The following is a 24,981-nucleotide window of genomic DNA, read 5'->3' as shown; positions in this document are numbered from 1 at the left end:
GAAGGGTTCGTGCGCCGGCATGCAGCTACCCATGTCGATCGACCAGGCGCCGTTGCCGTCAAAGTGCCGCCCTGTCCGGACTGCTTGTCGATTATCTCGACACTTTCATTATTCATTTTTCACGCAATGCCGAAGGCAGCGTTTTTCGCTAGGTGGCCGTATCGTCAAACAACCTCGCGCGGAAAACATGCCTGCCCTTGCTAACGCTCAGACGCTGCGCAATATACCGATACTCACCGACCTCCCGGAAAGCCTGATCGCGCATGTCGAGCGGCATGTCACGCCCTGGCCCGAACACGGCAATCGCCTGTTGTTCTTCAAGGGTGATCCGGGCGACTTCGTCGCATTCGTGCACCGCGGACACGTCTACAAGACGCTGCACGAACCCGGTGGACGCGAGATCATTCTCGGCCACTCGATGCCGGGCGAACTCATCGGCGAAAACACGCTGATTCGCGCGCACCGGCGCAACTTCACCGCCCAGTTGAGCGCCGACTGCCGCATTTCGCTGCTGCATCGCCCGTACTTCGCGCCGCTGCTGGCCAACCCGGAATTCATGGGTCGCATCCACGAGCAGCTGTGCCGGCATATCCACCAGCTGAGCGACTTCGTCGAGTCGGCATGCCTGTACCGGCTCGACGCCAGGCTCGCGCGTCATCTGCTGAACCGCATGCAAGGGAACGATCTCGAGGTGCCGCTACCGGAGAACCAGAGCGTCCTCGCGGCGATGCTCAACGTCAGCCGGCCGCGACTGAACAGCAGCCTGCAGAAGATGCAGCGCGACGGCCTGATCCGGCTTCACGAACACGGCGTGACGATCGAGAAGCCGGAGCAGCTCCGGACCATCGTCGACGCCAATTGACGGCCGGGCACGCACGAGCGTCGTGCGGTGCCGCGGCGCGGGGAAATCGCGTGCGCCGGGCGGGCGGTGCGCGGGGAGGATCAGCCGCGCCAGTGGCCGATGGCGTTCATCAGCTGCGCGACGGCGGCCAGCTGCGACGCAAAGCTGTCGTTCGCCGATCGCGCGGCACTGGCCGCCGCCGCCGGCGAGCCCGCATAGAGCTGCATGACGCCGACGGTCGTCGCGGCGAGATTGGACATCGCCTGGTTCGCCTGCATCTGTACCGCGTTGTGCAGCAGGATCGCGGATGCATGGCTGTTCGACTGCATCAGCGTGCCCAAGGCCACGGCGGGCGCCTCGCCCACCACCTTGACGTTGGCTTGCGTGACCGCATCGGTCACCGCGGCAGAAACCTGTTCCGGCATGTCGTTGCTCCTGGTTGGCTCGCCGCTGCGGCGCAGTCACGGCGAAAGCATGAGAGGGTCGGTCGGCGACGCGCGCCGCACGGGGCCGGCGATACGTCGCGGGCGCCGACACGACATCGGGCGCCGGGCGGCAGCCACCGATCGGGGCCGCCGCCCGGCGTCGACGCCTGGCTACGCGTCAGGCGAGCGCCTTGCCGATCGCGAGCACGTCGGCCAGCACGGAAAGCACGCCGTTCGAGCCGATTTCCGTCGCGGCGGCCCCCGCGCTCGCCGGCCCGAGCGTGTACAGCTGCATCGTGCCCACGTTCGTCGAGGTCGGCAGCTGCACCGCCGACTGCGACTGCTGCTGCACCGCGTTCTCGAACAGCACGCTGAGCGAATGGCTCTGGGCCTGGTACAACGAGCCCGTTGCCATCGCCGGCGCTTCGCCGACCACCTTGACGTTGGTCTGCGTGACCGCGTCGGTGATCGCGGCGTTCACCGCGCACGTCTTGCAGTTGCAGGGGTCTTTCGGGTCCTTCGGATCCGTCGGTGCTGCCGGGTCGGTTGTGTCGTTTGCCATCATTTTTCTCCTGGTTCGCGAACAGGCACCGTATCGAATCGGCTCTGCCCGTTCTGTCGGTTACTCCGGAACACCGCGCGGCACCGCTGTTCAGGCGCCGGCGGCCATGCGGGTCCGCGGCACGGCGGCGCCATTGGCGGCTCGCGCCGCTTGCGCCGCCGCTCAACCACGGCGTTGCAATGGCGCGTCAGGGCTTGACTGCCTTCCCGATTGCGATCACGTCGGCCAGAATGGAGATGATCCCGTTCGCGCCGATTTCCGTGGCGGCCGCGCCCGCGCTTTCCGGCCCGATCGTATAGAGCTGCATCGTCCCCACGTTCGTCGACGTCTGCGACTGGATCGCGGCCTGCGACTGCTGCTGCACCGCGTTCTCGAACAGGATGCTGAGCGAATGGCTCTGGGCCTGGTACAGCGAGCCCATCGCCATTGCCGGCGCTTCCGCGACCACCTTGACGTTGACCTGTGTGACCGCATCGGTAATCGCGGGATTGACCTGGCACACTTGACACGTATCAGCCATTTGTTGCTCCTTGGTTCACGTAGTTGAGAGATCGCACATCGGGGCCGGCCCGTTTCGCTTTCTGCCGAATCACCCGAGTGCTACTCCATGGACGCTTGGCCGGAGGGATCGTGAACGGCCGCGGCGACGACAGCGGTCGGTTCGGACGGTGCGGACGGTTCGGCCGGGGCCGGGGCCGGGGTCGCGTCCGCGCTTCGCAACCGCGCCTCCATCGCGTCGAGCCTGGCATCGAGCCGCTCGGCGAGCGCATCGACGTATTGCCGAAAACATGCGTCGATTTCCTGCCGGATCAGGCCCGTCAACTGTTCGCCGATCATCGCCAGCGCCTCGCGGGTGCTGTCCTGGATCTCGGCCGCGCCGGATGCCTGCGCGTCGCCCTGCGGCTCGTGCGCGTCGAGTACGCCCGACACTTTCCGCTGTTCCGACGCCAGCATGCCGAGGGTCGTCTCGTTCTGTGCGTCGATCGTCTGCAGGATGCCGCGCATCTTCTCGTACGCCTTCTGCTGGTTGAGCTGCAGGAAATGCTTGACCTGTTCGCGTGCCTCCTGCCGGGTTTTCAACTGCGGCAACGGCCGGTTCGCGGCGGGCACCGGCGCAGCCATGCCGGCGGCCGGCGCCGGCGGGTTCCCGTTCCTGCTCGGCAGTTGCTCCAGCAACATCTGTTCTTCGGCCGGCGCGAGGGACCGCCCCAGTCGCTTTTCCGCGAACTGCCGCAGCAGCGGGTCGAGTGCTTCGTGGCTCATGGCTTACCTCTCCTCGATGTCCGCCCGCGGCGCCGGTGCGTGCGGGCGGGGGGCGGTCGGACGCAGCGCCGAGGCGCGCTGGTCAGCAGGCTGCAATGGATATCGCATGGTGTTCTCCCGGAAATGGACGTGCGACGGCCTCGCCGGAAAGTTCGGCGGGACCGCTGCAGGGACGAATCGGGAGACGGGTCTGTGAAATCGAGCGCTGCACACGAATGACATTGTCGGGATCACCCCCCCCCCCGACAATTCTTGACTGTGCCCGTGCCGACGATTTGGTAGGATGCACGTCGCCTCCATACGGACGGCAGCCGGACACTCAACCGTCCCCTTTTTTGCCGCGCGACCGGCTCACCCCGCCGTCGCGCGCCGGTGCCCTGAACCGCACCCCAGCCACCGTCAAACCCGCAACACCCCGGCGTCGCCCCACCCGACCCGTTGCAGCAACCGTTGGAGTGGCGCCTCGTGCGCCAGCAAGCATGAAGAACTCGAAGCCGTCCACCCGCCCTCCGCGCGAGAAAGACCGCACGCCGCTGGTACGCGCAAGCGCGCTGCTGCTGATGGCCGGCCTGCTGTACCTGCTGTGGCCGTCGGCCGAAACCGCGTACCTCGCGATGGAGTCGGTCATCCGCTGACGCGGCACGTCCCTCCCGCCCTGCGCTATACTCACGCAATGGAAACCCGACCTGCCTCGCCGAACGTGCATTGCTGGTGGCGCGCCTGACCCAGGCGGCCCGTTTCCTTTTGCATGTCCCAAACGTGATGCCGCCAGCGATGGCGGCATTTGCGTTTCTGCGCAGACACCATGGCTGGCGGCTTCGATAACCCGGAGCAACGACCAACATGACCCATCCCGCCCGCCCGACCATCCTCACCGGTGACCGCACGACCGGCCCGCTGCATCTCGGCCACTACATCGGCTCGCTGCGCGCCCGCGTGCAGATGCAGCACGAAGCGAAGCAGTTCCTGCTGCTCGCCGACACGCAGGCGCTGACCGACAACATGGGCCGCCGCCAGCGCGTCACCGAGAACGTGATCGAAGTCGCGCTCGACTATCTCGCGGTCGGCATCGATCCGGCGATCTCGACGATCGTCGTGCAGTCGCAGGTGCCCGAGCTCGCCGAGCTGTCGCAATACCTGCTGAACCTCGTCACGGTCGCGCGCCTCGAACGCAACCCGACCATCAAGGAAGAGATCCGCCTGCGCGGTTTCGAGCGTGACATCCCGGCCGGCTTCCTGACCTACCCGGTGAGCCAGGCGGCCGACATCACCGCGTTCAAGGCGACCCACGTGCCGGTCGGCGACGACCAGTTGCCGATGATCGAGCAGACCAACGAACTCGTGCGCCGCTTCAACGCGACCGTCGAGCAGCCGGTGCTGGTCGAATGCGAGGCCGTGCTGTCGCCGGTCACGCGTCTGCCGGGGATCGACGGCAAGGCCAAGATGAGCAAGTCGCTCGGCAACGCGATCACGCTCGGCTCGACGCCGGACGAGATCACGCAGGCCGTGAAGGACATGTACACGGACCCGAACCACCTGCGCGTGAGCGATCCCGGCCAGGTCGAGGGCAACGTCGTGTTCACGTTCCTCGATGCGTTCGAGCCCGACGTGCAGAAAGTCGACGAGCTGAAGGCGCACTACCGTCGAGGTGGGCTCGGCGACAGCGTCGTCAAGCGCGTGCTGGACGAGCGGCTGCAGGCGTTGATCGAGCCGATCCGCGCGCGCCGCCGCGAATTCGAGGCCGACAAGGCCGAAGTGATGGCGATCCTCAAGCGCGGCACGATGCACGCACGCGACGTGGCCGGCGCGACGCTCGCGGAGGTGAAGGGCGCGATGGGGTTGAACTACTTCGATTGAGCGGCGCAGGCAGCGAGCGCGCGAATGCGCTCCGCGCGCCGCCGGACGGTATCGGGCCGGCGCGCGCCGTTCACCACGTCACGTGCGCGAGCGAGCGTCGATGCACGCACCGCTTCATCACGATGCACTCGCCGGCACGGACGCATGACACACCGCCTCGACCCGATTGCCGGCCGGGTCGACGAGAAACGCGCCGTAATAGTCGCCGTGGTAATGCGGCCGCAAGCCGGGTTCGCCGTCGGACTGCCCGCCCGTCGCCAGGCCGGCTTCGAAAAACGCATCCACCTGCTCGCGGCTCGCGGCCTTGAAGCACCAGTGCCGCTTGCTCGCGCCGACTTCAGCGGGATCCAGATAGACCGCCAGAAAAGTCGATGCGGTGTCGTTCGCATTGCAGCGTTCGCCATAGCCGAGCGCGGTCGGCCGGTCATAGACCTTGGCTGCGCCCAGCGCGGCCATGATGGCATCGTAGAACGGGCGTGCCAGGTCGATATCCGGCACGCTGATTGATACGTGATCAAGCAATTGCATCGCATCTCCTCCGTCGAAGGGCACACGAGTCTACCTGAGCGCGCCATTTCGAATCGGAGTCGCCCTGCTGCTCGTGAGTGATACGTGAACGACGCCGTCACGCGCGACGTCGTTCACGCCGATGGCGGGCCGGCCCTTAGTCCACTCCGCCGATGTCGCGCTCCTGCGCCCCCGCTATCGTTTCCCCGTCATCCACCCACCCACGACGCCATGACGCCCCAGGAAACGATCGACCGGATGGAGATCCAGGATCTGCTGACCCGCTATTGCCACGCCGTCGACCGCCACGACTGGCATGAATTCGAGCGCCTCTTCGCCGCCAATGCGACGCTCGATTACACGGCCTTCGGCGGTCCGGCCGGCAGCCGTGCGGAGATTGCCGCCTATCTGGAACACGTGACGTCGGCGATGCGCGGCACGCAGCACACGATCTCGACGTCGCTGCTGATCGTCGACGGCGATGCCGCGACCGCGCGAACGGCCGGCCAGGCGATGATGATCTCGGCCGGTGAAGCCGGCGACGATCGCGTGTGCTTCGTCGGGCTCTGGTATCGCGACCTGCTGGTGCGGACCGAATGCGGGTGGCGCATTCAGCGCCGCACGCAGGAGCGCAGCTGGATGCACAATGCGCCGCCGGTCACGGCGAGCTGAGCGCCCCGCGCGCGGCGCATTGCGTCACTTCATTTGCATCAGCTGAATCAGGTTCCCGCACGTATCGTCGACGATCGCGACGCGTACGGGCCCGGCGTCCATCGGCTCCAGCGTGAAGCGGACATCGAGATTCCTGAGCCGCTCGAACTCCGCATCGAGATCGTCGACCTGGAACGATGCCGCCGGGATGCCGTCCTCGTACAGCGCCTGCTTGTAAGGGCCGACTGCGCGATGGTTGCTCGGCTCGAGCAGCAGCTCGGTGCCGTCCGGCTGGTCCTTCGACACCACGGTCAGCCAGCGGTACTCGCCCACCGGCACGTTGTTCTTCAGCTTGAACCCGAGCTTGTCTGTGTAGAACGTCAACGCCTTGTCCTGGTCGTCGACAAAGATACTCGTCACGTAGATTCGCATGTCAACCTCTCCTGAAATGGCAGCCGGCGCCGCCGCTCGCGCAGTCACGCCCCGCCACTATTCTTCGTCGAAATCGATGACAAACGCATAACCGTCGTCGATCAGCTTGCGCAGGTAGCCGTCGAAGTCGTCGGCGATCACCGCATAGCTGTCGGGATCGTGCAGGAAGCGCACGACCTGCCCGACCTTGCCGCCCGGCGCCGGCTCGAAATCGATGTAGAGCTGCGACGTGCCGCCGTTGTTCATGCAGTGCGAGAAGCACAGCCGCCGGTTCATCGGCAGTGCGATGTCGATGCGCGAGTCGACGAGTTCGCCGTCGTCGTTCGCATCGTCGCCATAGATCTCCGCGATGCTGTCGCGATACTTCGCGCCTTCCTCGAGCATCTGCCCGGCCGACAGCAGGTAGTACGGGTATTCGTAGACGTCGGAGCCGAGCACCAGCACGTTGACCGTCGTACCGCCGTAGTCGCGCCAGTAGGTCCCGTCGAGCTTGCCGAGCAGTTCGAGCAGGCTGGCCGGGCACTGCGGATACGCGTCGCGCAGCGCGTCGAGCTGCGCGGGCGTCGCGCCCGTTGTCGCGGCGAGCGCCGCGGTGTCGGTGTCGGGAAGCGCGGCACGCAGGCCGGCGAGATAGGTGTCGACGAGGGTCATCGCGTCAGGTCCGAAGAACAGGCAAGCGCCATTCTAGCGTCCGACGCGATCCACCACTTCCGCGCTTGCGCGCCCCCGCTCAGGTGATCTGGTACGTCGACGCCGGCATGAATTCCTCCGGCAGCGGGCGGTCGCCCAGTTCGAGCACCGACCGCTCGATCGTGCGCGTCATCGCATCGAGCGCCAGCGCATTCGGCGCGAGGCCGAACGGCTCGGCCACCTCGCTCGCGATCGCTTCGAGCGCGATCAGCGTGTACGAGATGAACACGCAGATCAGAGGCGTGAAGAACTCCGTCGAATCGACGAGGCCGAACGGCAGCAGCACGCAGTACGCATACACGGTGCGATGCAGCAGCACGCTGTACGAGAACGGAATCGGCGTCGACAGGATGCGCTCGCAACCACCGACCGATTTGCCGACCTCGTCGAGTTGCGTCTCGAACATCCAGCAGGTCGCGTCGCTACCGGGCGCACGGCCCAGCGCGCGGACGATGCCGCCGCGCAGCTCGTCGAGGATCGCGACGGGCTTGAAGCATTTGCCGCCAAGCTCGGTCGTGCGTTCCGCACCGAGAATGCGCTGCAGGTCCGCCGTCGGATCGGTATGGCGAAGCTGATGCTTCAGCGCATAGGTGAGCGCGATCAGCAGGTCGGCCAGCCGGTTGCGCTCGGCGTCGTTCACGCTGTCGGGCAGGTAGCGATTGAACTGCGACGTCAGCGTGCGCGCCGCGATCAGCAGGTTGCCCCACAGATGCCGCGCCTCCTTGAAGCGCTCGAAGCTCGCGCTGTTGCGAAACCCGAGAAAGATCGCGAGCGCGAGCCCGAACAGCGTGAACGGCGCGGTGTTGAGCGGGATCTTCTCGCCGAAGATGCGCCCGTTCGTGAAGACCGCCAGCGTGCTGACGATCGCCATGAACACGAGCTGCGGAATGATCGATTGCAGCACGGAGCCGTTCCAGACGAACAGCATCCTGAGCCAGTTTTGTTGTGGTCGGACGATCATGGTGTTTTCTCGACTGCCAGGGAAATGCGCGAAACGGTACGCCGGCGCCCGATGCGCAACGGCCCGCGCGTGGCGGGCCGCTGTCGGGTGAATGCCGGGCACGGGCGCCGCGTTGCGCGTGATGATACGCCCGCGCCGGCCGTGCCCGTCACATCATGCGGCGTTCAGTGATAGCCGCTCAGTGATAGCCGATATCGCCCTCGCGCACCTTGCCGCGGAACACGCGGTACTGCATCGCGTTGTACACGAGGATGATCGGCAGCACGATCACGGTGCCGACGAGCGCGAACTTCTGGCTCGACGGGCTCGACGACGCGTCCCAGATCGACAGCGACGGCGGCACGATGTTCGGCCAGATGCTGATCACGAGCCCCGTGTAGCCGAGGAACACGAGCGCGAGCGTCAGCAGGAACGGCGTGGCCTCGTGCGCGCGCTTCACCGTGTGGAAGATGCCCCACACGCACGCGATGACGAGGATCGGCACCGGCAGGAACCAGCCCAGGTTGCCGCTGCCGAACCAGCGATGCGCGACGGCCGGCAGCCCGATCACGGTCCACAGGCTCACCACGCCCATCACGGCGAGCAGCACGCCCGCGAGCGGCTTCATCAGGAGCCGCATCTTGCGCTGCAGCTCGCCGTCGACCTTCAGGATCAGCCAGCCGCAGCCGAGCGTCGCATACGTGACGAGCACGCCGATCCCGCACAGCAGGCTGAACGGCGACAGCCAGTCGAACGGCCCGCCCGCGAACTGGTTGTTCTCGATCTTGATGCCCTGCAGCAGCGAACCGAGCACGATCCCCTGACAGAACGCGGCAAGCGCCGAGCCGCCGATGAACGCGAGATCCCACATGTGTTGCGTGCGCGTGGCCTTCGCGCGCAGCTCGAACGCCGCGCCGCGGAAGATCAGCCCGACCAGCATCAGCACGAGCGGCAGGTAGTTCGCCGGCAGCAGCGTCGAATACACGACCGGGAATGCGCCGTAGAGCCCCGCGCCGCCGAGCACCAGGAACGTCTCGTTGCCGTCCCACACCGGCGCGACGGTGTCGAGCATCACCTGGCGCTCGGCCTTCGCATCGAAGAACGGAAACAGCAGGCCGATGCCGAGATCGAAGCCGTCCAGCATCACGTAGATGAATACGCCGAGGCCGATGATGGCGGCCCAAATGACAGGAAGATCGATTTGCATGGCTTACTCCGCTTCGGTGACGTTCAGCGGCGTGGACAGCGCGCTCTTGCGCAGCCCCGGATGCCGGTGCAGCTCGATATACCCGGCCTGGGCAGCCGGCCCGCGCTTCATCAGTTTCATCATGTAATAGATACCCGTTCCGAACACCAGGAAATACACGACCACGAAGATCAACAGCGACACGCCGACTTGCTGCGCGCTGAGCGGCGCAACCGAATCGACAGTGCGCAGCACGCCGTACACGGTCCACGGCTGCCGCCCGACCTCGGTGGTGATCCAGCCGGCCAGCAGCGCGAGGATGCCCGACGGCCCCATCGCCACCACGAACCACTGGAACCAGCGCGTCTCATACAGGCGCCCGCCCTTTCTCAGCAGCAGCCCGAGCAGCGCGGTGAGCAGCATCAGCATCCCGAGGCCCGCCATGATCCGGAACGTCCAGAACACGATCGGCGAATACGGGCGGTCCTGCGGCGGGAATTCCTTCAGCCCGCGAATCTCGCCGTCCCAGCTGTGCGTGAGGATCAGGCTGCCGAGGTGCGGCACCTGGATCGCATAGCGCGTGGTTTCGGCCTGCATGTCGGGCAACCCGAACAGGTTCAGCGCAGTGCCACCCTTCTCGGTTTCCCACAGCCCCTCGATCGCCGCGATCTTCGCCGGCTGGTATTCGCGCGTGTTCAACCCGTGCGCATCGCCGACGACGATCTGGATCGGTGCGAGCACCAGCAGCATCCACAGCGCCATCGAGAAGCTGCGCTTCACCGGCTCGTCGCGGCGCCCCTTCAGCAGGTGCCACGCGCCGCACGCGGCGACGATGAAGCCCGCGACGATGAACGCCGCGATCGTCATGTGCACGAGCCGGTACGGGAACGACGGATTGAAGATGATCTTGAACCAGTCGACCGGCACGACGAGGCCGTTCTCGATCTTGTAGCCCTGCGGCGTCTGCATGAAGCTGTTCGACGCGAGAATCCAGAACGTCGAGATCAGCGTGCCGACCGCGACCATCAGCGTCGCGAAGAAGTGTGCACGCGGGCTGACGCGCTGCCAGCCGAACAGCATCACACCGAGGAAACCGGCTTCGAGGAAGAACGCCGTCAACACTTCATACGTGAGCAGCGGGCCCGTGATGTTGCCCGCGACGCGCGAGAAGCCGGCCCAGTTGGTGCCGAACTCGTACGCCATCACGACGCCGGAGACCACGCCCATCCCGAAGCCGATCGCGAAGATCTTCGACCAGAACTGGAACATGGATTTGTAGGCGGCATCGCCGGTGACAAGGTAGCGCCATTCCAGCACTGCCAGGAAGCTCGCCATGCCGATGCTGATCGCGGGAAACACGATGTGGAACGACACCGTGAACGCGAATTGCAATCGGGCGAGATGGAACGCATCGAAGATTTCCATGACCGTAATTTGCTCGTGGTTGTGAGGACGTACGCTCGAAGCAGGAAATCGCGCGACGGCTTGGCGACAACACATGCGAACACAAACGGTCACTCGCATGGCATCGAAGCGTGAATGACGATATCGCGTTTGCAACAATACTCGCAATCGTTCGAGCGCGCGTTAAAACTGTGCTGCTTCCGCTGCCGAAGATGTGTGTACGGAAAACACATTTCGTGCATTCGCGACGGTCAGCTGTACTGCTTTCCGCATTGCAGCGCTGTATATCCGGCGCGCCTTTCATCCCCTTTAAGATCCCATGAAACGCTTGCCCACGGCCATGCCGAGCCCTCCGGCCGCGCCCGCCCGGCAGCATCGAATCCCCTGGTCCGGCGCACGCGCCCGACCCGGCCGGCCCGCCGGCCGATCCGCCTGGAGAAAACCGCATGGAGTCCTGCATCCGCCGCGACGATCCGACCGGCAGCACCGCGTGTCATGTGACACGTCACCGTGCCGGCGACGCGCGCGACACCGTCGACCGCGTCGTCGACGAAACGCCGGTTGCACTCGTGATCAACGGGATTGCACACACGGTCATGATGGCGACCCCGATCGACCTCGACGTGTTCGGCCTCGGCTTCGCGTTGAGCGAAGGCATCGTCGAGCGCGCGTCGGACGTGTTCGACATCGAAAGCGAATGCCGGGCCGGCAGCGCCGAAGTGCGGATGACCGTGTCGCAGCAGGCGTTCATGGCGATGAAGGCACACCGGCGCGCGCTGGCCGGCCGTACCGGCTGCGGCGTATGCGGAATCGAAAGCATCGCGCAGCTCGACCTGCACCCGCCACGCATCGCCGCCGCCGGCACGGCCGCCGGTATCGGCGCGGCAGCGATCGAACGCGCCGCGCGTGCGTTGCCGGCCCACCAGACGCTGATGCGCGAGACGGGCGGCATCCATGCGGCCGCCTGGTGCAACCGCGACGGCGACGTGCTCGACGTGTTCGAGGACGTCGGCCGCCACAACGCGCTCGACAAGCTGATCGGCCGGCTCGCGCAGCGTCGCGCCAACCTGCACGACGGCTTCGTGTTCCTGTCGAGCCGCGCAAGCTACGAACTGGTGCGCAAGGCCGCGCGGGTCGGCATCCCGATGATCGCGACGATCTCGGCGCCGACGTCGCTTGCGATCGACGTCGCCCGCGAAGCCGGCGTGCGGCTGCTCGGCTTCTGCCGCAACGACGGCTTCGTCGAGTACGTGTCGCCCGACGCCATGCACCCTGATCAACCGGCGCTCGCTCAAGCGCATCCGGCTCTCTCCTGATGAAACCCCTGACCGATTTCGATACCGCGCAACAGCATTTCGCCAGTGCGTTCGCACCGCTCGGCGCCACCACGTCCATCCCGGTCGCGGAAGCCGCCGGCCACGTGCTGGCCGCGCCGCTCACCGCCGTGCTCGACCAGCCGCCGGCCGACCAGAGTGCGATGGATGGCTACGCCGTCCGTCACGCGGATCTCGCACACGGCGAGCCGCTGCACGTCGCGCAACGCTGCTATGCGGGCGACACGCCGGCACCGCTGGCCCCGCGCACGGCCGCACGCATCTTCACCGGCAGCGTGATTCCGCCCGGCGCGGACACCGTCGTGATGCAGGAACACGCACGCGAGCAGGACGGCTGGGTCGCGTTCGACGTACCGCAGCGCAGCGGCTCGCATATCCGCCGCCGGGGCGAGGAAGTGCGCGCCGGCGACCTGCTGGTGCCGGCCGGCGTGCGCATGGGCGCGATGCATGTCGGCGTGGCCGCCGCACAGGGGTTCGCACGCGTCGACGTGCGCCCGGCGCTGCGTGTCGGCATCCTGACGACCGGCGACGAGCTCGTCGCATGCGGGCAGCCGCGTGCGCCGCAACAGATTTACAACAGCAATGCGCCGATGCTGGCCGCGCTGGTCTCCGGAACCGGTGCCGAGGTCGCGATGAGCCTGCATGCGGCCGACACCGCGACCGCTGTCGATCGCGCGCTGCGCGATCTGCACGCGGGTTGCGACCTGGTGATCTGCGTCGGTGGCGCATCGGTCGGCGACAAGGATCTGCTGCGCCCCGCGCTGGACGCGCTCGGCGCGTCGTTCATCGTCACCGGCGTGCGCATGAAGCCGGGCAAGCCGGTTGCATTGGCACGGCTCGACACGCAGCCGGTGGTGTTGCTGCCCGGCAATCCGGGCGCCGCGATGACCGCGTTCGCGCTGTTCGTCGCGCCGCTGATCCGCCGGCTGCAGGGGCGCACCACCCGCGTGCCGGTCGTGCCGTCGCTGCCGATCGACAGCGACTTCGAACCGGATGCGCAGCGCGAGCGCTTCGTGCGCGTGCACTGCACCGTCGGCCTCGACGGCATGCCCGCACTCGACACGCTGCGCCAGCAAGGCGCCGGCACGCTGCAGTCGCTCGTGCAGGCGAGCGGGCTAGCCCGGCTGCCGGCCGGGCAACGCATCGCGTGCGGCGACGCGGTACCGTATTACGAATTCGCGCACTGGCTCGCATGAGCGCGACGCCGGACACCCGCCCGATCCACGCCCTTCGCCGCGCAGGCCACGCAGGTCGTACTGCGAACTGTATTCCTGCAATTCGGGCGCGATTGTGTCCCTGCCGGAAAAACCCGGCGGACTATCCTCACGAAGAGGCTCGTCACGCGCCGTGCGCCTGCTCATCCGCACACGCACGGCCGACCGGCGATGCCCCACCGCTTACTTCTTGCAGGCCGACGAACCGATCGTGAATGCCATCGTTTCCGCCGCGCCGGCCGTTGCCGCACTTTCCGGCGGCGCATCGCCCGGCGCTTTCCCCCGCACGACCGACACGCTCGGCCGCCCGCTGCGCGACCTGCGCCTGTCCGTGATCGATCAATGCAATTTCCGCTGCGGCTACTGCATGCCGCGCGAAAGCTTCGGCGCCGACTATGCGTTCATGCCGTCGTCCGAGCGGCTGTCGTTCGCGCAACTCGAAAAGATCGCCCGTGCGTTCACGTCGCTCGGCGTCGAAAAGATCCGCATCACGGGCGGCGAGCCGCTGCTGCGCCGCAACCTCGAAGCACTGATCGAACGCCTCGCCGCGCTGACGACCGTCGACGGCAAGCCCGTCGAAATCGCGCTGACGACCAACGGCTCGTTGCTGGCCGCGAAGGCGCGCACGCTGCGCGACGCCGGCCTGTCGCGCGTGACGGTCAGCCTCGATGCGATCGACGACGCGGTGTTCCGCCGGATGAGCGACGCCGACGTGCCCGTGTCGCGCGTGCTGGCCGGCATCGAGGCCGCGCAGGCGGCCGGGCTCGCGCCGGTCAAGGTCAACGCGGTGATCGAGCGCGGCGTGAACGACGACCAGATCCTGCCGCTCGTGCGGCACTTCCGGCAGTCCGGCGTGGCCGTGCGCTTCATCGAATACATGGATGTCGGCGGCGCGAGCTTCTGGTCCGGCGACAAGGTCGTGCCGGCCGCGCGGATGCGCGAACTGATCGACGAACACTATCCGCTCGTGCTCGTCGGCGAACCGGGGCACGACGCGACCGCGATCCGTTGCGCGCACATCGACGGCGCGGGCGAAGTCGGCTTCATCGCGAGCGTGTCGCATCCGTTCTGCGGCACCTGTTCTCGCGCCCGCGTGTCGGCCGACGGCCAGCTCTACACGTGCCTGTTCGCGACGCAAGGCACCGACCTGCGGCCGTGGCTCGACGACACGGCGTCGACCGCCGACCTCGCCGCCGCCGTGCGCGACCGCTGGTCGCACCGCGACGACCGCTATTCCGAGCGCCGGGCCGCACGGCCCGCCCGTGCGCCGGGCAAGACTTATCCGACCGTGCGCATGTCGCTGGTCGGCGGCTGAGGGGCCGCCGCGCGACACAGGACGCACCGCCTACAGGAGAACCGTCATGACGAGCTTCACCGAATCCCGTGCCGGGCTACCGGACGATCCGTTGCACGCGGGCAGCCCCGCTCCCGACAGCACGACCGACCCGCACCCCGAGCCGCCACCGTCGATTACCGCCGGCTTCGAAGTACGCGTGCAGTACGCGCCGATCGACGCGGGCGCCGAGCTCGCGCCGATCGTTCGCAATCCGAATGTCGGCGCGGTCGTGAATTTCCTCGGTGTCGTGCGTAACGAAGGCGACGTCGACGACGTGATCGCGCTCGAGGTCGAGCACTATCCGACGATGACCGAACAGGCGCTGTGGAGCATCGTCGAGGAAGCCAGCGCACGCTGGCGTCTCGAGGCGATCAAGATCGTGCATCGCGTCGGGCGCATCCCGCTCGGCCAGGCGGTCGTGCTGGTCGTGGTGGCCGCCGCGCATCGGGGGGCCGCGTTCGATGCGTGCGAATTCCTGATGGACTTCCTGAAGACCCACGCCCCGTTCTGGAAGAAGGAGATCCGCCACGACGGCGTATCCGGCTGGGTCGAGGCGAAGGCGCACGACGACCAGGCGATGCGGCGCTGGGGCTGAGCGTAGGTGCTGCGCGTGTTCCGATTCCGCCGAGTGATTCCTTTCAAGACATCGCGATGAAACTGACGATCAAATACTTTGCAAGCATTCGCGAGCAACTCGATCTCGACGAGGAAATCGTCGAGATCGACGCGCGCGAGCTCACCGTCGACGCGCTGCGCGACACGCTGGCCGCACGCGATGCACGCAGCGCGGAAGCGCTGCGGACGGACCGGCCCGTGCGCGCGGCCGTCAATCTCGAGATGGTGACGGGGGGATTCGTCGTGCGGGAGGACAGCGAGGTGGCGTTTTTCCCGCCGGTGACGGGCGGCTGACATCACGACGAGATGGAAGGCACCCGGCGTGACATCGATCGCCCGTTGCAGCTCACACACGTTGACGCTGCGTATCAGTCGCTCGCTGCCGGCATCGCGGCCCGGCTCGACAGATAGTCGACCATCCGTTGCGCGGCCGGTTGCAGTGCGTCGAAGCTCCTGAAACAGACGACGAACCGGCGCTTCGCCCACGCATCGACGAGCGGGATCACCTTGATGCCGAACACCGGCCGGTACGTGTCGGCCACTTCCATCGGCACGACGCTGATCCCGAGCCCGGCCGCCACGACGCGAAACGCGGCATCGAACCCCGACACGATCACGCGATACGACACGGTCGTGCCGGCATCGGCGGCCGCGCGCTGCAACAGCGTGTGAACGGCGGTCGTCGGCAGCAGGCCGACATGCTCGTAGCCCAGCGTCTGCTCGAAGCTCAGCGACGGCGCGTTCGCGAGCGGGTGATCACGATGCACGGCCAGCGCCAGCCGGTCCTGCCGATAGGGCCGATGCTGCAGGCCCTGAAGATCGACGTTGTCCCAGCACACGCCCACGCTCGCCGCGCCTTCCCGCAACTGCCGCACGAGTTCGGACGACAAACGCTCTTCCACGTCCACCCGGATGTTCTCGTTGGCCGGTTCGCGCATGAACGACGAAATGTCGTCGAGCAGTGCCTCCGCGATCGCCGATGCCGATGCGCAGATGCTGACGCGCCCCTTCAGCCCGCCGCCGAACGCGGCGACATCGCTCGCGATGCGCTCCATCGTGAAGAGCACGCTGCGCGCGTGCTCGAGCAGCGCATTGCCCGCGGCCGTCGGCTCGACGCCGCGCCGCGAACGCGTGAGCAGCGGCACACCGAGGTCGCTTTCCAGTTGCGCGATGCGCTTGCTGATCGCCGACGGCTCGATATGAACCGCCTCCGCCGCCCGCGCCATATTGCGGTGATCGCACACGGCCACCAGCAGCCGTAGCGTTTTCAGGTCGATGTCACGCATCCGCCGTCTCCAGGCAATCAGGCATTCAGACATTCCATTTCGGAAACGTGGCGGTTCCGAAATACCGCTTTAATGTCCATCAGGAATGTCTAAAGTTAGCACGACGCCGGTGCATCGACACGGGCGAAATCAACGGAGACAAGCGACATGCGGTCGTTCCCCCAGCAGGCAGTCATACGCGAAGTCGGCTTGCGCGACGGGCTGCAAAGCATCCCGCGCATTCTTCCGACGAAACACAAGATCGAGTGGATCGGCGACGCGTACGCCGCCGGCCAGCGCGAAATCGAGGTCGGATCGTTCGTGCCGGCACGCCTGCTCCCGCAACTGGCCGACACGGCCGAGCTCGTCGCGTATGCGAAGACGCTGCCCGGCCTGTGCGTGTCGGTGCTGGTGCCGAATCTCAAGGGCGCGGAACACGCGATCGACGCGGGCGCCGACCTGATGCTGGTGCCGCTCTCGGCGAGCCGCGCGCACAGCATCGCGAACCTGCGCAAGACGCCCGATGAAGTCGTCGCCGAGGTGGCACGCATCCGCGCCGCACGCGATGCGGCCGGCTCGAAGACGCTGATCGAAGGCGGCATCGGCACCGCGTTCGGCTGCACGATCCAGGGCCGCGTCGAGCAGTCGGCGGTGCTGCGTTACCTGCATGCGCTGCTCGATGCCGGCGCCGACCGCGTGAGCATCGCCGACACGGTCGGCTATGCGGGCCCGGCCGCCGTCGGCGAACTGTTCGGCAAGGCGCGCGCCGCCGCAGGCGAGCGTTTCTGGTGCGGCCATTTTCACGACACGCGCGGCCTCGCACTCGCGAACGTGTACGCGGCGCTCGAAACGGGCGTCGCACGCTTCGACGCGACACTCGCCGGCATCGGCGGCTGCCCGCATGCGCCCGGCGCGAGCGGCAACGCATCGAGTGAAGACCTCGCGTTCATGCTCGCCGACATGGGGATCGACACCGGCATCGACCTTGCCGCGCTGCTGACGCTGCGCGCGAAGGTCGCGCGCTGGCTGGACGGCGAGACGCTGCATGGCGCGCTGTGGCGCGCGGGCCTGCCGGCTACCCACGCCATCGCCGCCACCACCACCGCCTGAACCCATCATGAGCCACGACACCCGACTTCCACTCGACGGCATTCGCGTCATCGAATTCACGCACATGGTCATGGGGCCGACGTGCGGGATGATCCTCGCCGATCTCGGCGCCGAAGTGATCAAGATCGAGCCGCCCGGCGGCGACAAGACGCGCAACCTGCCCGGCCTCGGCATCGGCTTCTTCCGTTCGTTCAACCGCAACAAGAAAAGCGTCGTGCTCGATCTCCATACGCCCGAGGGCAGGGAGGCTGCGGTCGAACTGATCGGTACCTGCGACGTGATGCTCGAGAATTTCCGCCCCGGCCTGATGGCGTCGCTCGGCCTCGACTACGACACGCTGTCGGCCCGCTACCCGGCGCTCGTCTACGTGACGCACAAGGGCTTCCTGCCCGGCCCGTACGACCGGCGCCTCGCGCTCGACGAAGTCGTGCAGATGATGGGCGGGTTGTCCTACATGACGGGGCCGGTCGGCCGGCCGCTGCGCGCCGGCACGTCGGTCAACGACATCATGGGCGGCATGTTCGGGGCGATCGGCGTGCTCGCCGCGCTGCGCGAACGCGAGCGCACCGGCCGCGGGCAGGAAGTGCAGAGCGCGCTGTTCGAGAACTGCGTGTTCCTGTGCGCGCAGCACATGCAGCAGTATGCGATGACGCACGAACCGCCGCCGCCGATGCCTGCGCGCGTGTCGGCGTGGAGTGTCTACGACGTGTTCACGCTCGCGGATGGCGAACAGCTGTTCATCGGCGCGGTCAGCGACCGGCAGTTCGTCACGCTGTGCGACGTGCTCGCCTGCCCCGCGCTCGCCGCCGAACCGGATTTCGCCACCAACGCGCTGCGGGTCGCCGTGCGGCCGCGGTTGCTCGAACGGCTCGGCGCGATCCTGAAGGACCATCGCGCCGCCGAGCTGTCGCCGAAACTCGAAGCGGCCGGCATTCCGTATGCGCCGATCGTCCGTCCCGAGCAACTGCTCGACGATCCGCACCTGAAAGCGAGCGGCGGACTGGTGCCGATGCAGACCGACGACGGCCGCACGACCGATGTCGTCCTGCTGCCGATCACGATGGGCGGACGGCGGCCCGGCGTGCGCCAGGCGCTCGCGCGCGTCGGCGAGCACACGCAGGAAGTGCTGGCACGGCTGACACGCCGCGCGATCGCATGAGCGATAGCCGACGCCGGCCCGGCAGCGGCCTGCCGGCTTCGACGCAGGCCCGGTCGCGCGCTGCCAGGCATTCCGCGCGCCGTCCACGCCGCGTGCGCCTATAACCGTTATCAGGGCAGGCAGCTCGAAGAAGCATGCCGCCCGTCAGAGGATCAGGAGACAACATGCATCAGACCGTCACCGCGGGCGGCGCCCCGCTCGATACGCCGCAGGTACGCGCCGGCATCCGCGCCGGCGCGGACATCTCCGCGCGCATGGACCGGCTGCCGATCACGCGGCACCAGTGGATGCTCGTGCTGCTGATTTCCCTCGGCGGCTTCTTCGAAGTCTACGACCTGATCTTCACTGGCTACATCGCACCGGGCATGGCAAAAAGCGGCCTGCTGCAGACCACCACGCAGGCATTCTTCGGCTTCACCGGCATCGCCGCCTTCATCGCGGCGACCTTCGCGGGGCTGTTCGTCGGCACGTTCGGCTTCGGCTGGATGCCGGACCGCTACGGGCGCCGCGCCGTCTTCACGTACTCGCTGCTGTGGTACTCGATCGGCTCGGCCATCATGGCGTTCCAGACGACGCCCGAGGGCGTGCTGTTGTGGCGCTTCATCACCGGCATCGGCGTCGGGCTCGAGATCGTCACGATCGACACCTACGTGACCGAACTCGTCCCGCAGCACATGCGGGGCCGCGCGATCGCGTTCAACCAGGTCGTGATGTTCGCCGCCGCGCCGGTCGCGGCGATCCTGTCGTGGTGGCTCGTGCCCACGACGGTATTCGGGCTCGACGGCTGGCGCGTCGTGGTGCTGGCCGGCTCGGCCGGCGCCGTGATCGTCTGGTTCATCCGTCGTGCGGTACCCGAAAGCCCACGGTGGCTGGCCGCGCACGGCGATGCCGAACGAAGCGAACGGATCGTGAGCCGGATGGAAGCGATCGCCGAGCGCGAATCGGGCATGCCGCTGCCGCCGCCCGCGCCGGCAAGCGAGGCTCCCGAAGTACACCGCGCGGCGTTCGCAGCATTGTGGCGCGCACCCTATCGCGCCCGCCTGCTGATGCTCGTCGCGTTCAACTTCTGCCAGGCCATCGGCTACTACGGATTCGCGAACTGGGTGCCGACACTGTTGATCGGCCAGGGCATCACCGTCACGAAGAGCCTGTTGTATGCGTTCGTCATCGCATTCGCGATGCCGGCCGGGCCGCTGCTCGCGATGCGCTATGCGGACCGGATCCAGCGCAAGCACCTGATCGTCGGCGGTGCGCTGGCCGTGATCGCCTGCGGGCTCGCGTTCGCGCAGGTCAAGACCGTTGCGCCGCTCATCGTGCTCGGCGTGCTGATCAGCCTCGCCGGGCAGACGATCTCCGTCGCCTATCACGCGTACCAGTGCGAGCTGTTTCCGACCGAGGTGCGCTCCCGCGCGAGCGGCATCGCGTATTCGGCCAGCCGCGCCGGCGCGATGATGTCGGGCTTCATCATCGCGGCGCTGCTGAAGGATTTCGGCGTGTCCGGCGTGTTCACCGGGATCACCGTGTTCATGCTCGTCGTGGTCATCGTCATCGGCACGTTCGGCCCGAGGACCAACGGCGTGCGGCTCGAGGAGCTCAATCGCTGACGCTCGACGCATCCCGGATGTTCGCCGGTCAGCGCCGGATTCAGGCGTCGCCGCGCCGACGAACGAACCCTCGCATGCGTCACGATCGAGCGGCTGCGATCGTCAATGCAGCCACTTCATCACGATCGTCGCGAACACGACCATCGCGGCGCCGCCGATGCGTGTCGAGATCTGCGCGAACGGCATCAGCCCCATCCGGTTCGACGACGACAGGATCGCGACGTCGCCGGTGCCGCCCAGCCCGCTATGGCAGGCGGTGATGATCGCGGATTCGACCGGATACATCTTCAGCGCGGCGCCGACGAAGAAGCCGGAGACCACCATCGCGATCACGATCGACGCGCAAATCACGAAATACCCGGGCGAGAACGCGCCGACAAGCTTGTCCCACGACACGAACAGCGTGCCGAGCCCGACGAGGATCGCGAACGTCAGGTTCGTCGACATGAACTTGTACATCTGGTACGCGCCGATCTCCATCGACTCGGGAATCGCGCGGCACACCTTCAGCACGGCCGCCGCGACGATCATCAACACCGGCCCCGGAATGCCCGTGAGCGGCGCCAGCAACCCGCCGAGAATGAACAGCGTGCACGCGAGCAGCAGGCCGAAGCCCATCAGCCGCAGGTCCAGCCTGGCCTCGGCCTGCTGCGCGGCGAGCAGCTCGCGATCCTCGCCGGTCTTCACCAGCAGGCCGTCGCCGCTGTAGCGGCGATGCTTTTCGCCGAAGCGTTTCAACATGCCGCTCGCGAGGATCGCGACGACATTGCCGATCAGCGCAGCCGGCACCATCATCGCGATCAGGTGGCCCTGCGCGGCGCCGGTGATCTCCGCATAGCCGATCGACAGCGGCAGGATGCCCTCGCCGATGCCGCCGCCGAGGATCGGCATCACGATATAGAAGAACGTATGCTGCGGGTCGTAGCCGAACGCGAAGCCCACGGCGATCCCGGCCGCGATCGCGGCCACGGTACCGACGAGCAGCGGCACGAACATCTTGAGGAAGCCCTGGATCAGGATCTTGCGGTTCATCCCGAGGATGCTCCCGGCGACCAGGCACGCGATGTAGAGATACTGAAGATTGGCCGTCTTCATCGTCACCGTGATCGCCTTGAGCGTCGCGTCGTCCATCAGCCGGTAGCCCAGCAGCGCCGACGGCACGAACAGGCACAGGATCGCGGGGCCGCCGATATGCCGGAACACCGGGATCCGCCGGCCGATCTCGCCGAGCAGCAGCCCGGACAGCATCAGCACCGCGAAGCCGCCGATCATGTCGTTCGGCAGCCGCTTCGTCGCGGCCGCCAGGATCGTGACGGCCGCGATCGCGACGAACATCGGCAGCGGCATCCCGCCGATCTTCAGGTTCAGCAGCCACGCGAGCGGCGTGGACGGCGGCAGGCTCGTCTGCACGGGGGAAGCTTCCATGTCATGTCTCCGTTTTTTGTATTGAGTTCGCACATCGGCAGGGCCGGACGAAATCGCGCAGTGCGCGTCCGGCCCCGTGCTGCGGGCGCCGAAACGCCCTTTTCACACCGCGCGCTGCTGCTTCGGCAAATCGATCTTCATCCACGGGCTGGCCGCGTGATGGCGCGCCTCGAACGCATCGATCGCATCGCGATCGGCGAGCGTCATGCCGATCATGTCCCGCCCTTCGACGAACATGCGCTTCTGCCGCTCGGGCAGGTCGAACGGGTACTCGCTTCCCTCTGCTGTCCTGACGACCTGGCGCAGCACGTCGATCGTCAACGTGCACGTAGCCGGGTTGCGCGCCTGTTCGACGAGCGTCGACACGACGGCCGGATCGAGCATCACCAGCAACAGCCGGTTGTTCAGCGCGTTGAAGTAGAAGATCTCGCCGAAGCTCGGCGCGATCACCGCGTCGAAGCCCGCCTGCTGCAAGCCCCACACCGCGTGTTCGCGGCTGGAGCCGCAGCCGAAATTGGCGCCAGCCACCAGGATGCGCGCCTCTTGATACTCCGGGCGGTTCAATACGAAATCCGGCCGACGCGCGCCCGAGCCGTCGTGACGGAGGTCGTACAGCACGCCGCGCGCGAGCCCCGACTTGTCGATGCCGAGCAGAAACTGCTTCGGCATGATCTGGTCGGTATCGAGATTGTTCAGCGGCAGCGGCGCGGCAATGCCGGTGACGGAGGCGTGCTCACGCATGATCGAACTCCTTGCGTACGTCGACGATGCGTCCGGCCAGCGCGGCGGCGGCGGCCATCGCCGGACTCATCAGGTGGGTGCGGGCGCCACGTCCCTGGCGGCCCTCGAAATTGCGATTCGTCGTCGACGCGCAGCGCTGGCCGGGCGCGAGGATGTCGTCGTTCATCGCGAGGCACATCGAGCAGCCGGGCTGGCGCCATTCGAATCCGGCGTCGATCAGTGTGCGCGCGACGCCTTCGCGCTCGGCCTGTTCGCGCACCGCGACCGACCCCGGTACGACCATCGCGCGCACCGACGGCGCGACCGTGCGGCCGCGCACGACGTCCGCCACGGCGCGCAGGTCTTCGATGCGCGCATTGGTGCACGACCCGATGAACACGTGGTCGATATGCAGGCCATCGATCGGCTGCCCGGCATCGAGTCCCATGTAATCGAGCGCCTTGCGCGCGTTGTCGCGTTCGAGCGGCTCGGCCGACAGCGCCGGAATGCGCGCGGTAATCGCGATGGCCTGGTCGGGGCTCGTGCCCCAGGTCACGAACGGCGCGACGTCCGCCGCATTGAAGCGATGCGTGACGTCGAACGGCGCGTCGGCGTCGGATTGCAGTTGTGTCCACTGCGCGGCGGCCTCGTCAAGGCGGGCCGCCGGCAGATCGCGGATCCGGTCGCGGACATATTCGACCGTCGTCGCGTCGGGCGCGATGAGTGCGCCGCGCGCACCAGCTTCGACCGTCATGTTGCACAGGGTCATACGCGCTTCGGCGCTCAGCGCGTCGATCGCCGGCCCGCAGTACTCGACGACGAAGCCGCGCGCGCCCTGCGCGCCGATCTTCGAGATGATGTACAGCACGAGATCCTTCGACGTGGTGCCGGCCGGCAGCGTGCCGTCCACGCGGATGCGCATGTCGCGCGCGACGCGGTACACCAGCGTCTGCGTCGCCAGCACATGCTCGACTTCCGACGTGCCGATGCCGAAGCCGAGCGCGCCCAGCGCACCATAGGTCGTCGTGTGGCTGTCGCCGCACAGCACAACCATGCCGGGCCGGATCAGCCCGATCTCGGGCGCGACCACGTGCTCGATGCCCTGTTCGGTGTCCTGGACGTCGAACAGGTGGATGCCGTGCCGGCGGCAGTTGCGCGTGAAATTCGCGGCCTGGCTGGCCGCCGCGTCGATGACGATCATGCGCTGGCCGACCGGAACGGGATGCGTCGGAATCACGTGATCGACGATGCCCATCTGCTTTTCCGGGCAGCGTACCGGCAGGTTCCTTGCCGCGAGCCCGGCGAACGCCTGCGGGCTCGTGTACTCGTTCATGATGTGCAGGTCGGCGTACAGCACGACGTGCTGCGCGTCGACGCGGGATACCGTGTGGCTCGCCACGATCTTCCGGTAAAGCGTCTGTCCCATCGTTCCCCCTCCTTGTTGCGAAAACGCCCGGGTGCGGACGTTTCGGCAAGTGTAATTTGGAGGGTGACGCCTTAAAATGAGGCGCAGCTTAACCCATTATTAAATGAAACTTTAAGATGGATCCGATCGCAGACCTGGAATTCTTCGCACGGCTCGTCACACACGGCAGCCTGTCGGCGCTCGCGCGCGACCTCGGCGTCACGCCGCCGGCCGTCAGCGCACGGCTCAACCAGATCGAACGGCGCCTCGGCGTGAAGCTGCTGAACCGCACCACGCGGCGGCTGGCGCTCACCAACGAGGGCGAGGTGTATCTCGCAACCGGTTCGAAACTGCTCGAGCAGGTGCACGAACTCGAGCGCACGGTATCGAGCAGCCGCAACCAGCCGCAAGGCCTGCTCAAGGTCAACGCGACCTTCGGCTTCGGGCGCCGCCACATCGTGCCCGCGCTGTCCGCGTTCCGCGATCGTCATCCGGAAGTCGAGATCCAGCTCGAACTCACCGATCGCCCGATGAACCTCGCCGAGCTCGCGTACGACGTGGGGATCCGGTTCGGCGAGCTGCCCGACCAGCGCGTGGTGGGCCGCAAGCTCGCGGCGAACCGGCGTTTCGTCTGCGCGTCGCCCGCGTACCTGAAAGCGAACGGTGTGCCGAAGGTGCCCGGCGACCTGCGCGGCCACCGCTGCATCGTGCTGCGCGAGAACGACACCGCGTACGGCACGTGGCACTTCACGAAAGGCAAGCGCCACGAACTCGTCAAGGTGCATGGCGTGATGAGCAGCAACGACGGCGAAGCGACGCTGCGCTGGGCGATCGACGGGCATGGCGTGCTGGTGCGGTCCGAGTGGGACGCGCAACCGTTCATCGATTCGGGCGCGCTGACACGCGTGCTCGCGGACTGGTCGCTGCCACCGTCGGATATCTACGCGGTGTATCCGGAACGGCTCAACCTGTCGGCGAAGGTGCGTGTGTTCATCGAGTTTCTTTGCGAGTATCTCGAGCGGCGCGCGTGACGGCC

General features: G+C 67.0%; 27 protein-coding genes. 13 read left to right on the top strand and 14 right to left on the bottom strand.

The features are described from left to right. Positions 1-31: 31 nt before the first annotated feature. Positions 32-862, top strand: a complete 831-nt coding sequence (locus tag BCEP18194_RS02255) for a Crp/Fnr family transcriptional regulator (RefSeq protein ID WP_244272847.1) — start codon at positions 32-34, stop codon at positions 860-862. A gap of 80 nt (positions 863-942) precedes the next feature. Here the strand turns inward: BCEP18194_RS02255 and BCEP18194_RS02250 are convergent, their stop codons facing one another. From BCEP18194_RS02250 to BCEP18194_RS02235, 4 genes are all read right to left on the bottom strand, one after another. Beyond that, on the bottom strand, positions 943-1,266 hold the full coding sequence (locus tag BCEP18194_RS02250) for a RebB family R body protein (RefSeq protein ID WP_011349670.1): 324 nt from the start codon (positions 1,264-1,266) through the stop codon (positions 943-945). A 178-nt stretch (positions 1,267-1,444) separates the two neighbouring features. Next, on the bottom strand, positions 1,445-1,831 hold the full coding sequence (locus BCEP18194_RS02245) for a RebB family R body protein (protein ID WP_011349669.1): 387 nt from the start codon (positions 1,829-1,831) through the stop codon (positions 1,445-1,447). Positions 1,832-2,015: 184 nt separating this feature from the next. Next, complete coding sequence (locus tag BCEP18194_RS02240; RefSeq protein WP_011349668.1) at positions 2,016-2,348, bottom strand: RebB family R body protein; 333 nt, start codon at positions 2,346-2,348, stop codon at positions 2,016-2,018. An 80-nt stretch (positions 2,349-2,428) separates the two neighbouring features. Then, a complete protein-coding gene (locus BCEP18194_RS02235) occupies positions 2,429-3,091 on the bottom strand; it encodes a hypothetical protein (RefSeq protein ID WP_011349667.1) in 663 nt (220 codons plus the stop codon). Between the two features lie 479 nt (positions 3,092-3,570). Here BCEP18194_RS02235 and BCEP18194_RS41580 point away from each other — a divergent pair, with 479 nt between their 5' ends. Together BCEP18194_RS41580 and trpS are read left to right on the top strand one after the other, a co-directional pair. Beyond that, positions 3,571-3,726: a hypothetical protein gene (locus tag BCEP18194_RS41580; protein ID WP_167316001.1), complete on the top strand. Its 156-nt coding sequence runs from the start codon at positions 3,571-3,573 to the stop codon at positions 3,724-3,726. A gap of 208 nt (positions 3,727-3,934) precedes the next feature. Beyond that, positions 3,935-4,948, top strand: a complete 1,014-nt coding sequence (gene trpS, locus BCEP18194_RS02230; protein WP_011349665.1) for a tryptophan--tRNA ligase — start codon at positions 3,935-3,937, stop codon at positions 4,946-4,948. Between the two features lie 117 nt (positions 4,949-5,065). Here trpS and BCEP18194_RS02225 read toward each other — a convergent pair whose 3' ends face one another. Next, complete coding sequence (locus BCEP18194_RS02225; protein ID WP_011349664.1) at positions 5,066-5,476, bottom strand: VOC family protein; 411 nt, start codon at positions 5,474-5,476, stop codon at positions 5,066-5,068. Between the two features lie 210 nt (positions 5,477-5,686). Between BCEP18194_RS02225 and BCEP18194_RS02220 the strand changes: the two genes are divergently transcribed. Continuing rightward, positions 5,687-6,127, top strand: coding sequence for a nuclear transport factor 2 family protein (locus tag BCEP18194_RS02220; protein ID WP_011349663.1), 441 nt, complete (start codon positions 5,687-5,689; stop codon positions 6,125-6,127). A 24-nt stretch (positions 6,128-6,151) separates the two neighbouring features. On the opposite strand, the gene BCEP18194_RS02215 is transcribed toward BCEP18194_RS02220, so the two are convergent. The 5 genes from BCEP18194_RS02215 to BCEP18194_RS02195 form a co-directional block, all read right to left on the bottom strand. Then, the gene (locus tag BCEP18194_RS02215; protein ID WP_011349662.1) at positions 6,152-6,538 is read right to left on the bottom strand and encodes a VOC family protein; all 387 of its coding nucleotides are present in this window, start codon (positions 6,536-6,538) and stop codon (positions 6,152-6,154) included. A gap of 57 nt (positions 6,539-6,595) precedes the next feature. Continuing rightward, on the bottom strand, positions 6,596-7,189 hold the full coding sequence (locus BCEP18194_RS02210; protein ID WP_011349661.1) for an SMI1/KNR4 family protein: 594 nt from the start codon (positions 7,187-7,189) through the stop codon (positions 6,596-6,598). Positions 7,190-7,268: 79 nt separating this feature from the next. Continuing rightward, positions 7,269-8,189, bottom strand: coding sequence for a bestrophin family protein (locus tag BCEP18194_RS02205; protein ID WP_011349660.1), 921 nt, complete (start codon positions 8,187-8,189; stop codon positions 7,269-7,271). A 178-nt stretch (positions 8,190-8,367) separates the two neighbouring features. Continuing rightward, positions 8,368-9,375 (bottom strand): cytochrome d ubiquinol oxidase subunit II, encoded by a 1,008-nt coding sequence (cydB, locus tag BCEP18194_RS02200; RefSeq protein WP_011349659.1) that lies wholly within the window; start codon positions 9,373-9,375, stop codon positions 8,368-8,370. A 3-nt stretch (positions 9,376-9,378) separates the two neighbouring features. Then, positions 9,379-10,779 carry a cytochrome ubiquinol oxidase subunit I gene (locus BCEP18194_RS02195; RefSeq protein WP_011349658.1) on the bottom strand — a complete coding sequence of 467 codons (1,401 nt, stop codon included), beginning with the start codon at positions 10,777-10,779 and terminating at the stop codon, positions 9,379-9,381. Between the two features lie 425 nt (positions 10,780-11,204). On the opposite strand from BCEP18194_RS02195, the gene fdhD reads away from it, so the two are divergent. The 5 genes from fdhD to moaD all read left to right on the top strand — a co-directional run bounded on the left by fdhD (position 11,205) and on the right by moaD (position 15,551). Further along, the gene (gene fdhD, locus BCEP18194_RS02190) at positions 11,205-12,074 is read left to right on the top strand and encodes a formate dehydrogenase accessory sulfurtransferase FdhD (protein WP_011349657.1); all 870 of its coding nucleotides are present in this window, start codon (positions 11,205-11,207) and stop codon (positions 12,072-12,074) included. Further along, entirely contained in the window at positions 12,074-13,288 is a 1,215-nt protein-coding gene (gene glp, locus BCEP18194_RS02185; RefSeq protein WP_011349656.1) for a molybdopterin molybdotransferase MoeA, read from the top strand. Before fdhD ends, glp begins: the two co-directional genes overlap by 1 nt. Positions 13,289-13,496: 208 nt before the next feature. Beyond that, positions 13,497-14,621 (top strand): GTP 3',8-cyclase MoaA, encoded by a 1,125-nt coding sequence (gene moaA, locus BCEP18194_RS02180; RefSeq protein WP_011349655.1) that lies wholly within the window; start codon positions 13,497-13,499, stop codon positions 14,619-14,621. 46 nt (positions 14,622-14,667) lie between these two features. Next, positions 14,668-15,237 carry a molybdenum cofactor biosynthesis protein MoaE gene (locus BCEP18194_RS02175; protein ID WP_011349654.1) on the top strand — a complete coding sequence of 190 codons (570 nt, stop codon included), beginning with the start codon at positions 14,668-14,670 and terminating at the stop codon, positions 15,235-15,237. Positions 15,238-15,293: 56 nt separating this feature from the next. Next, on the top strand, positions 15,294-15,551 hold the full coding sequence (gene moaD, locus BCEP18194_RS02170) for a molybdopterin converting factor subunit 1 (protein WP_011349653.1): 258 nt from the start codon (positions 15,294-15,296) through the stop codon (positions 15,549-15,551). Between the two features lie 74 nt (positions 15,552-15,625). Here the strand turns inward: moaD and BCEP18194_RS02165 are convergent, their stop codons facing one another. Next, a complete protein-coding gene (locus tag BCEP18194_RS02165; protein ID WP_011349652.1) occupies positions 15,626-16,543 on the bottom strand; it encodes a LysR family transcriptional regulator in 918 nt (305 codons plus the stop codon). Between the two features lie 147 nt (positions 16,544-16,690). Here BCEP18194_RS02165 and BCEP18194_RS02160 point away from each other — a divergent pair, with 147 nt between their 5' ends. The 3 genes from BCEP18194_RS02160 (at position 16,691) to BCEP18194_RS02150 (ending at position 20,395) form a co-directional block, all read left to right on the top strand. Next, entirely contained in the window at positions 16,691-17,632 is a 942-nt protein-coding gene (locus BCEP18194_RS02160; RefSeq protein WP_011349651.1) for a hydroxymethylglutaryl-CoA lyase, read from the top strand. A gap of 7 nt (positions 17,633-17,639) precedes the next feature. Beyond that, positions 17,640-18,791 carry a CaiB/BaiF CoA transferase family protein gene (locus BCEP18194_RS02155; RefSeq protein WP_011349650.1) on the top strand — a complete coding sequence of 384 codons (1,152 nt, stop codon included), beginning with the start codon at positions 17,640-17,642 and terminating at the stop codon, positions 18,789-18,791. Between the two features lie 164 nt (positions 18,792-18,955). Continuing rightward, on the top strand, positions 18,956-20,395 hold the full coding sequence (locus BCEP18194_RS02150) for an MFS transporter (RefSeq protein ID WP_011349649.1): 1,440 nt from the start codon (positions 18,956-18,958) through the stop codon (positions 20,393-20,395). 102 nt (positions 20,396-20,497) lie between these two features. Here the strand turns inward: BCEP18194_RS02150 and BCEP18194_RS02145 are convergent, their stop codons facing one another. The 3 genes from BCEP18194_RS02145 to leuC form a co-directional block, all read right to left on the bottom strand. Continuing rightward, positions 20,498-21,820: a 2-hydroxycarboxylate transporter family protein gene (locus BCEP18194_RS02145; RefSeq protein ID WP_011349648.1), complete on the bottom strand. Its 1,323-nt coding sequence runs from the start codon at positions 21,818-21,820 to the stop codon at positions 20,498-20,500. 102 nt (positions 21,821-21,922) lie between these two features. Next, entirely contained in the window at positions 21,923-22,561 is a 639-nt protein-coding gene (gene leuD / locus BCEP18194_RS02140) for a 3-isopropylmalate dehydratase small subunit (RefSeq protein WP_011349647.1), read from the bottom strand. After that, positions 22,554-23,966, bottom strand: a complete 1,413-nt coding sequence (leuC, locus tag BCEP18194_RS02135) for a 3-isopropylmalate dehydratase large subunit (protein ID WP_011349646.1) — start codon at positions 23,964-23,966, stop codon at positions 22,554-22,556. The genes leuD and leuC overlap by 8 nt, the downstream gene beginning before the upstream one ends. Positions 23,967-24,082: 116 nt before the next feature. On the opposite strand from leuC, the gene BCEP18194_RS02130 reads away from it, so the two are divergent. Continuing rightward, a complete protein-coding gene (locus BCEP18194_RS02130) occupies positions 24,083-24,976 on the top strand; it encodes a LysR family transcriptional regulator (protein ID WP_011349645.1) in 894 nt (297 codons plus the stop codon). Positions 24,977-24,981 lie beyond the last annotated feature (5 nt).

Origin of the sequence: Burkholderia lata, assembly GCF_000012945.1 — a bacterium.
Taxonomy (GTDB): domain Bacteria; phylum Pseudomonadota; class Gammaproteobacteria; order Burkholderiales; family Burkholderiaceae; genus Burkholderia; species Burkholderia lata.
Note: the sequence above shows the minus strand (reverse complement) of the source record. Positions and strands in the feature narration are given on the sequence as shown.

Excerpts from the sequence above, each read along its gene's own strand:
- BCEP18194_RS02145 (WP_011349648.1), bottom strand. The coding sequence starts at position 21,820 with ATGGAAGCTTCCCCCGTGCAGACGAGCCTGCCGCCGTCCACGCCGCTC.
- BCEP18194_RS02130 (WP_011349645.1), top strand. The coding sequence starts at position 24,083 with ATGGATCCGATCGCAGACCTGGAATTCTTCGCACGGCTCGTCACACAC.
- BCEP18194_RS02165 (WP_011349652.1), bottom strand. The coding sequence starts at position 16,543 with ATGCGTGACATCGACCTGAAAACGCTACGGCTGCTGGTGGCCGTGTGC.
- BCEP18194_RS02220 (WP_011349663.1), top strand. The coding sequence starts at position 5,687 with ATGACGCCCCAGGAAACGATCGACCGGATGGAGATCCAGGATCTGCTG.
- BCEP18194_RS02215 (WP_011349662.1), bottom strand. The coding sequence starts at position 6,538 with ATGCGAATCTACGTGACGAGTATCTTTGTCGACGACCAGGACAAGGCG.
- BCEP18194_RS02160 (WP_011349651.1), top strand. The coding sequence starts at position 16,691 with ATGCGGTCGTTCCCCCAGCAGGCAGTCATACGCGAAGTCGGCTTGCGC.
- leuC (WP_011349646.1), bottom strand. The coding sequence starts at position 23,966 with ATGGGACAGACGCTTTACCGGAAGATCGTGGCGAGCCACACGGTATCC.
- glp (WP_011349656.1), top strand. The coding sequence starts at position 12,074 with ATGAAACCCCTGACCGATTTCGATACCGCGCAACAGCATTTCGCCAGT.
- BCEP18194_RS02210 (WP_011349661.1), bottom strand. The coding sequence starts at position 7,189 with ATGACCCTCGTCGACACCTATCTCGCCGGCCTGCGTGCCGCGCTTCCC.
- BCEP18194_RS02245 (WP_011349669.1), bottom strand. The coding sequence starts at position 1,831 with ATGATGGCAAACGACACAACCGACCCGGCAGCACCGACGGATCCGAAG.
- BCEP18194_RS02205 (WP_011349660.1), bottom strand. The coding sequence starts at position 8,189 with ATGATCGTCCGACCACAACAAAACTGGCTCAGGATGCTGTTCGTCTGG.
- trpS (WP_011349665.1), top strand. The coding sequence starts at position 3,935 with ATGACCCATCCCGCCCGCCCGACCATCCTCACCGGTGACCGCACGACC.
- BCEP18194_RS41580 (WP_167316001.1), top strand. The coding sequence starts at position 3,571 with ATGAAGAACTCGAAGCCGTCCACCCGCCCTCCGCGCGAGAAAGACCGC.
- BCEP18194_RS02150 (WP_011349649.1), top strand. The coding sequence starts at position 18,956 with ATGCATCAGACCGTCACCGCGGGCGGCGCCCCGCTCGATACGCCGCAG.
- BCEP18194_RS02250 (WP_011349670.1), bottom strand. The coding sequence starts at position 1,266 with ATGCCGGAACAGGTTTCTGCCGCGGTGACCGATGCGGTCACGCAAGCC.
- BCEP18194_RS02175 (WP_011349654.1), top strand. The coding sequence starts at position 14,668 with ATGACGAGCTTCACCGAATCCCGTGCCGGGCTACCGGACGATCCGTTG.
- BCEP18194_RS02155 (WP_011349650.1), top strand. The coding sequence starts at position 17,640 with ATGAGCCACGACACCCGACTTCCACTCGACGGCATTCGCGTCATCGAA.
- moaD (WP_011349653.1), top strand. The coding sequence starts at position 15,294 with ATGAAACTGACGATCAAATACTTTGCAAGCATTCGCGAGCAACTCGAT.
- BCEP18194_RS02240 (WP_011349668.1), bottom strand. The coding sequence starts at position 2,348 with ATGGCTGATACGTGTCAAGTGTGCCAGGTCAATCCCGCGATTACCGAT.
- BCEP18194_RS02255 (WP_244272847.1), top strand. The coding sequence starts at position 32 with ATGTCGATCGACCAGGCGCCGTTGCCGTCAAAGTGCCGCCCTGTCCGG.
- BCEP18194_RS02235 (WP_011349667.1), bottom strand. The coding sequence starts at position 3,091 with ATGAGCCACGAAGCACTCGACCCGCTGCTGCGGCAGTTCGCGGAAAAG.
- BCEP18194_RS02225 (WP_011349664.1), bottom strand. The coding sequence starts at position 5,476 with ATGCAATTGCTTGATCACGTATCAATCAGCGTGCCGGATATCGACCTG.
- leuD (WP_011349647.1), bottom strand. The coding sequence starts at position 22,561 with ATGCGTGAGCACGCCTCCGTCACCGGCATTGCCGCGCCGCTGCCGCTG.
- BCEP18194_RS02195 (WP_011349658.1), bottom strand. The coding sequence starts at position 10,779 with ATGGAAATCTTCGATGCGTTCCATCTCGCCCGATTGCAATTCGCGTTC.
- cydB (WP_011349659.1), bottom strand. The coding sequence starts at position 9,375 with ATGCAAATCGATCTTCCTGTCATTTGGGCCGCCATCATCGGCCTCGGC.
- fdhD (WP_011349657.1), top strand. The coding sequence starts at position 11,205 with ATGGAGTCCTGCATCCGCCGCGACGATCCGACCGGCAGCACCGCGTGT.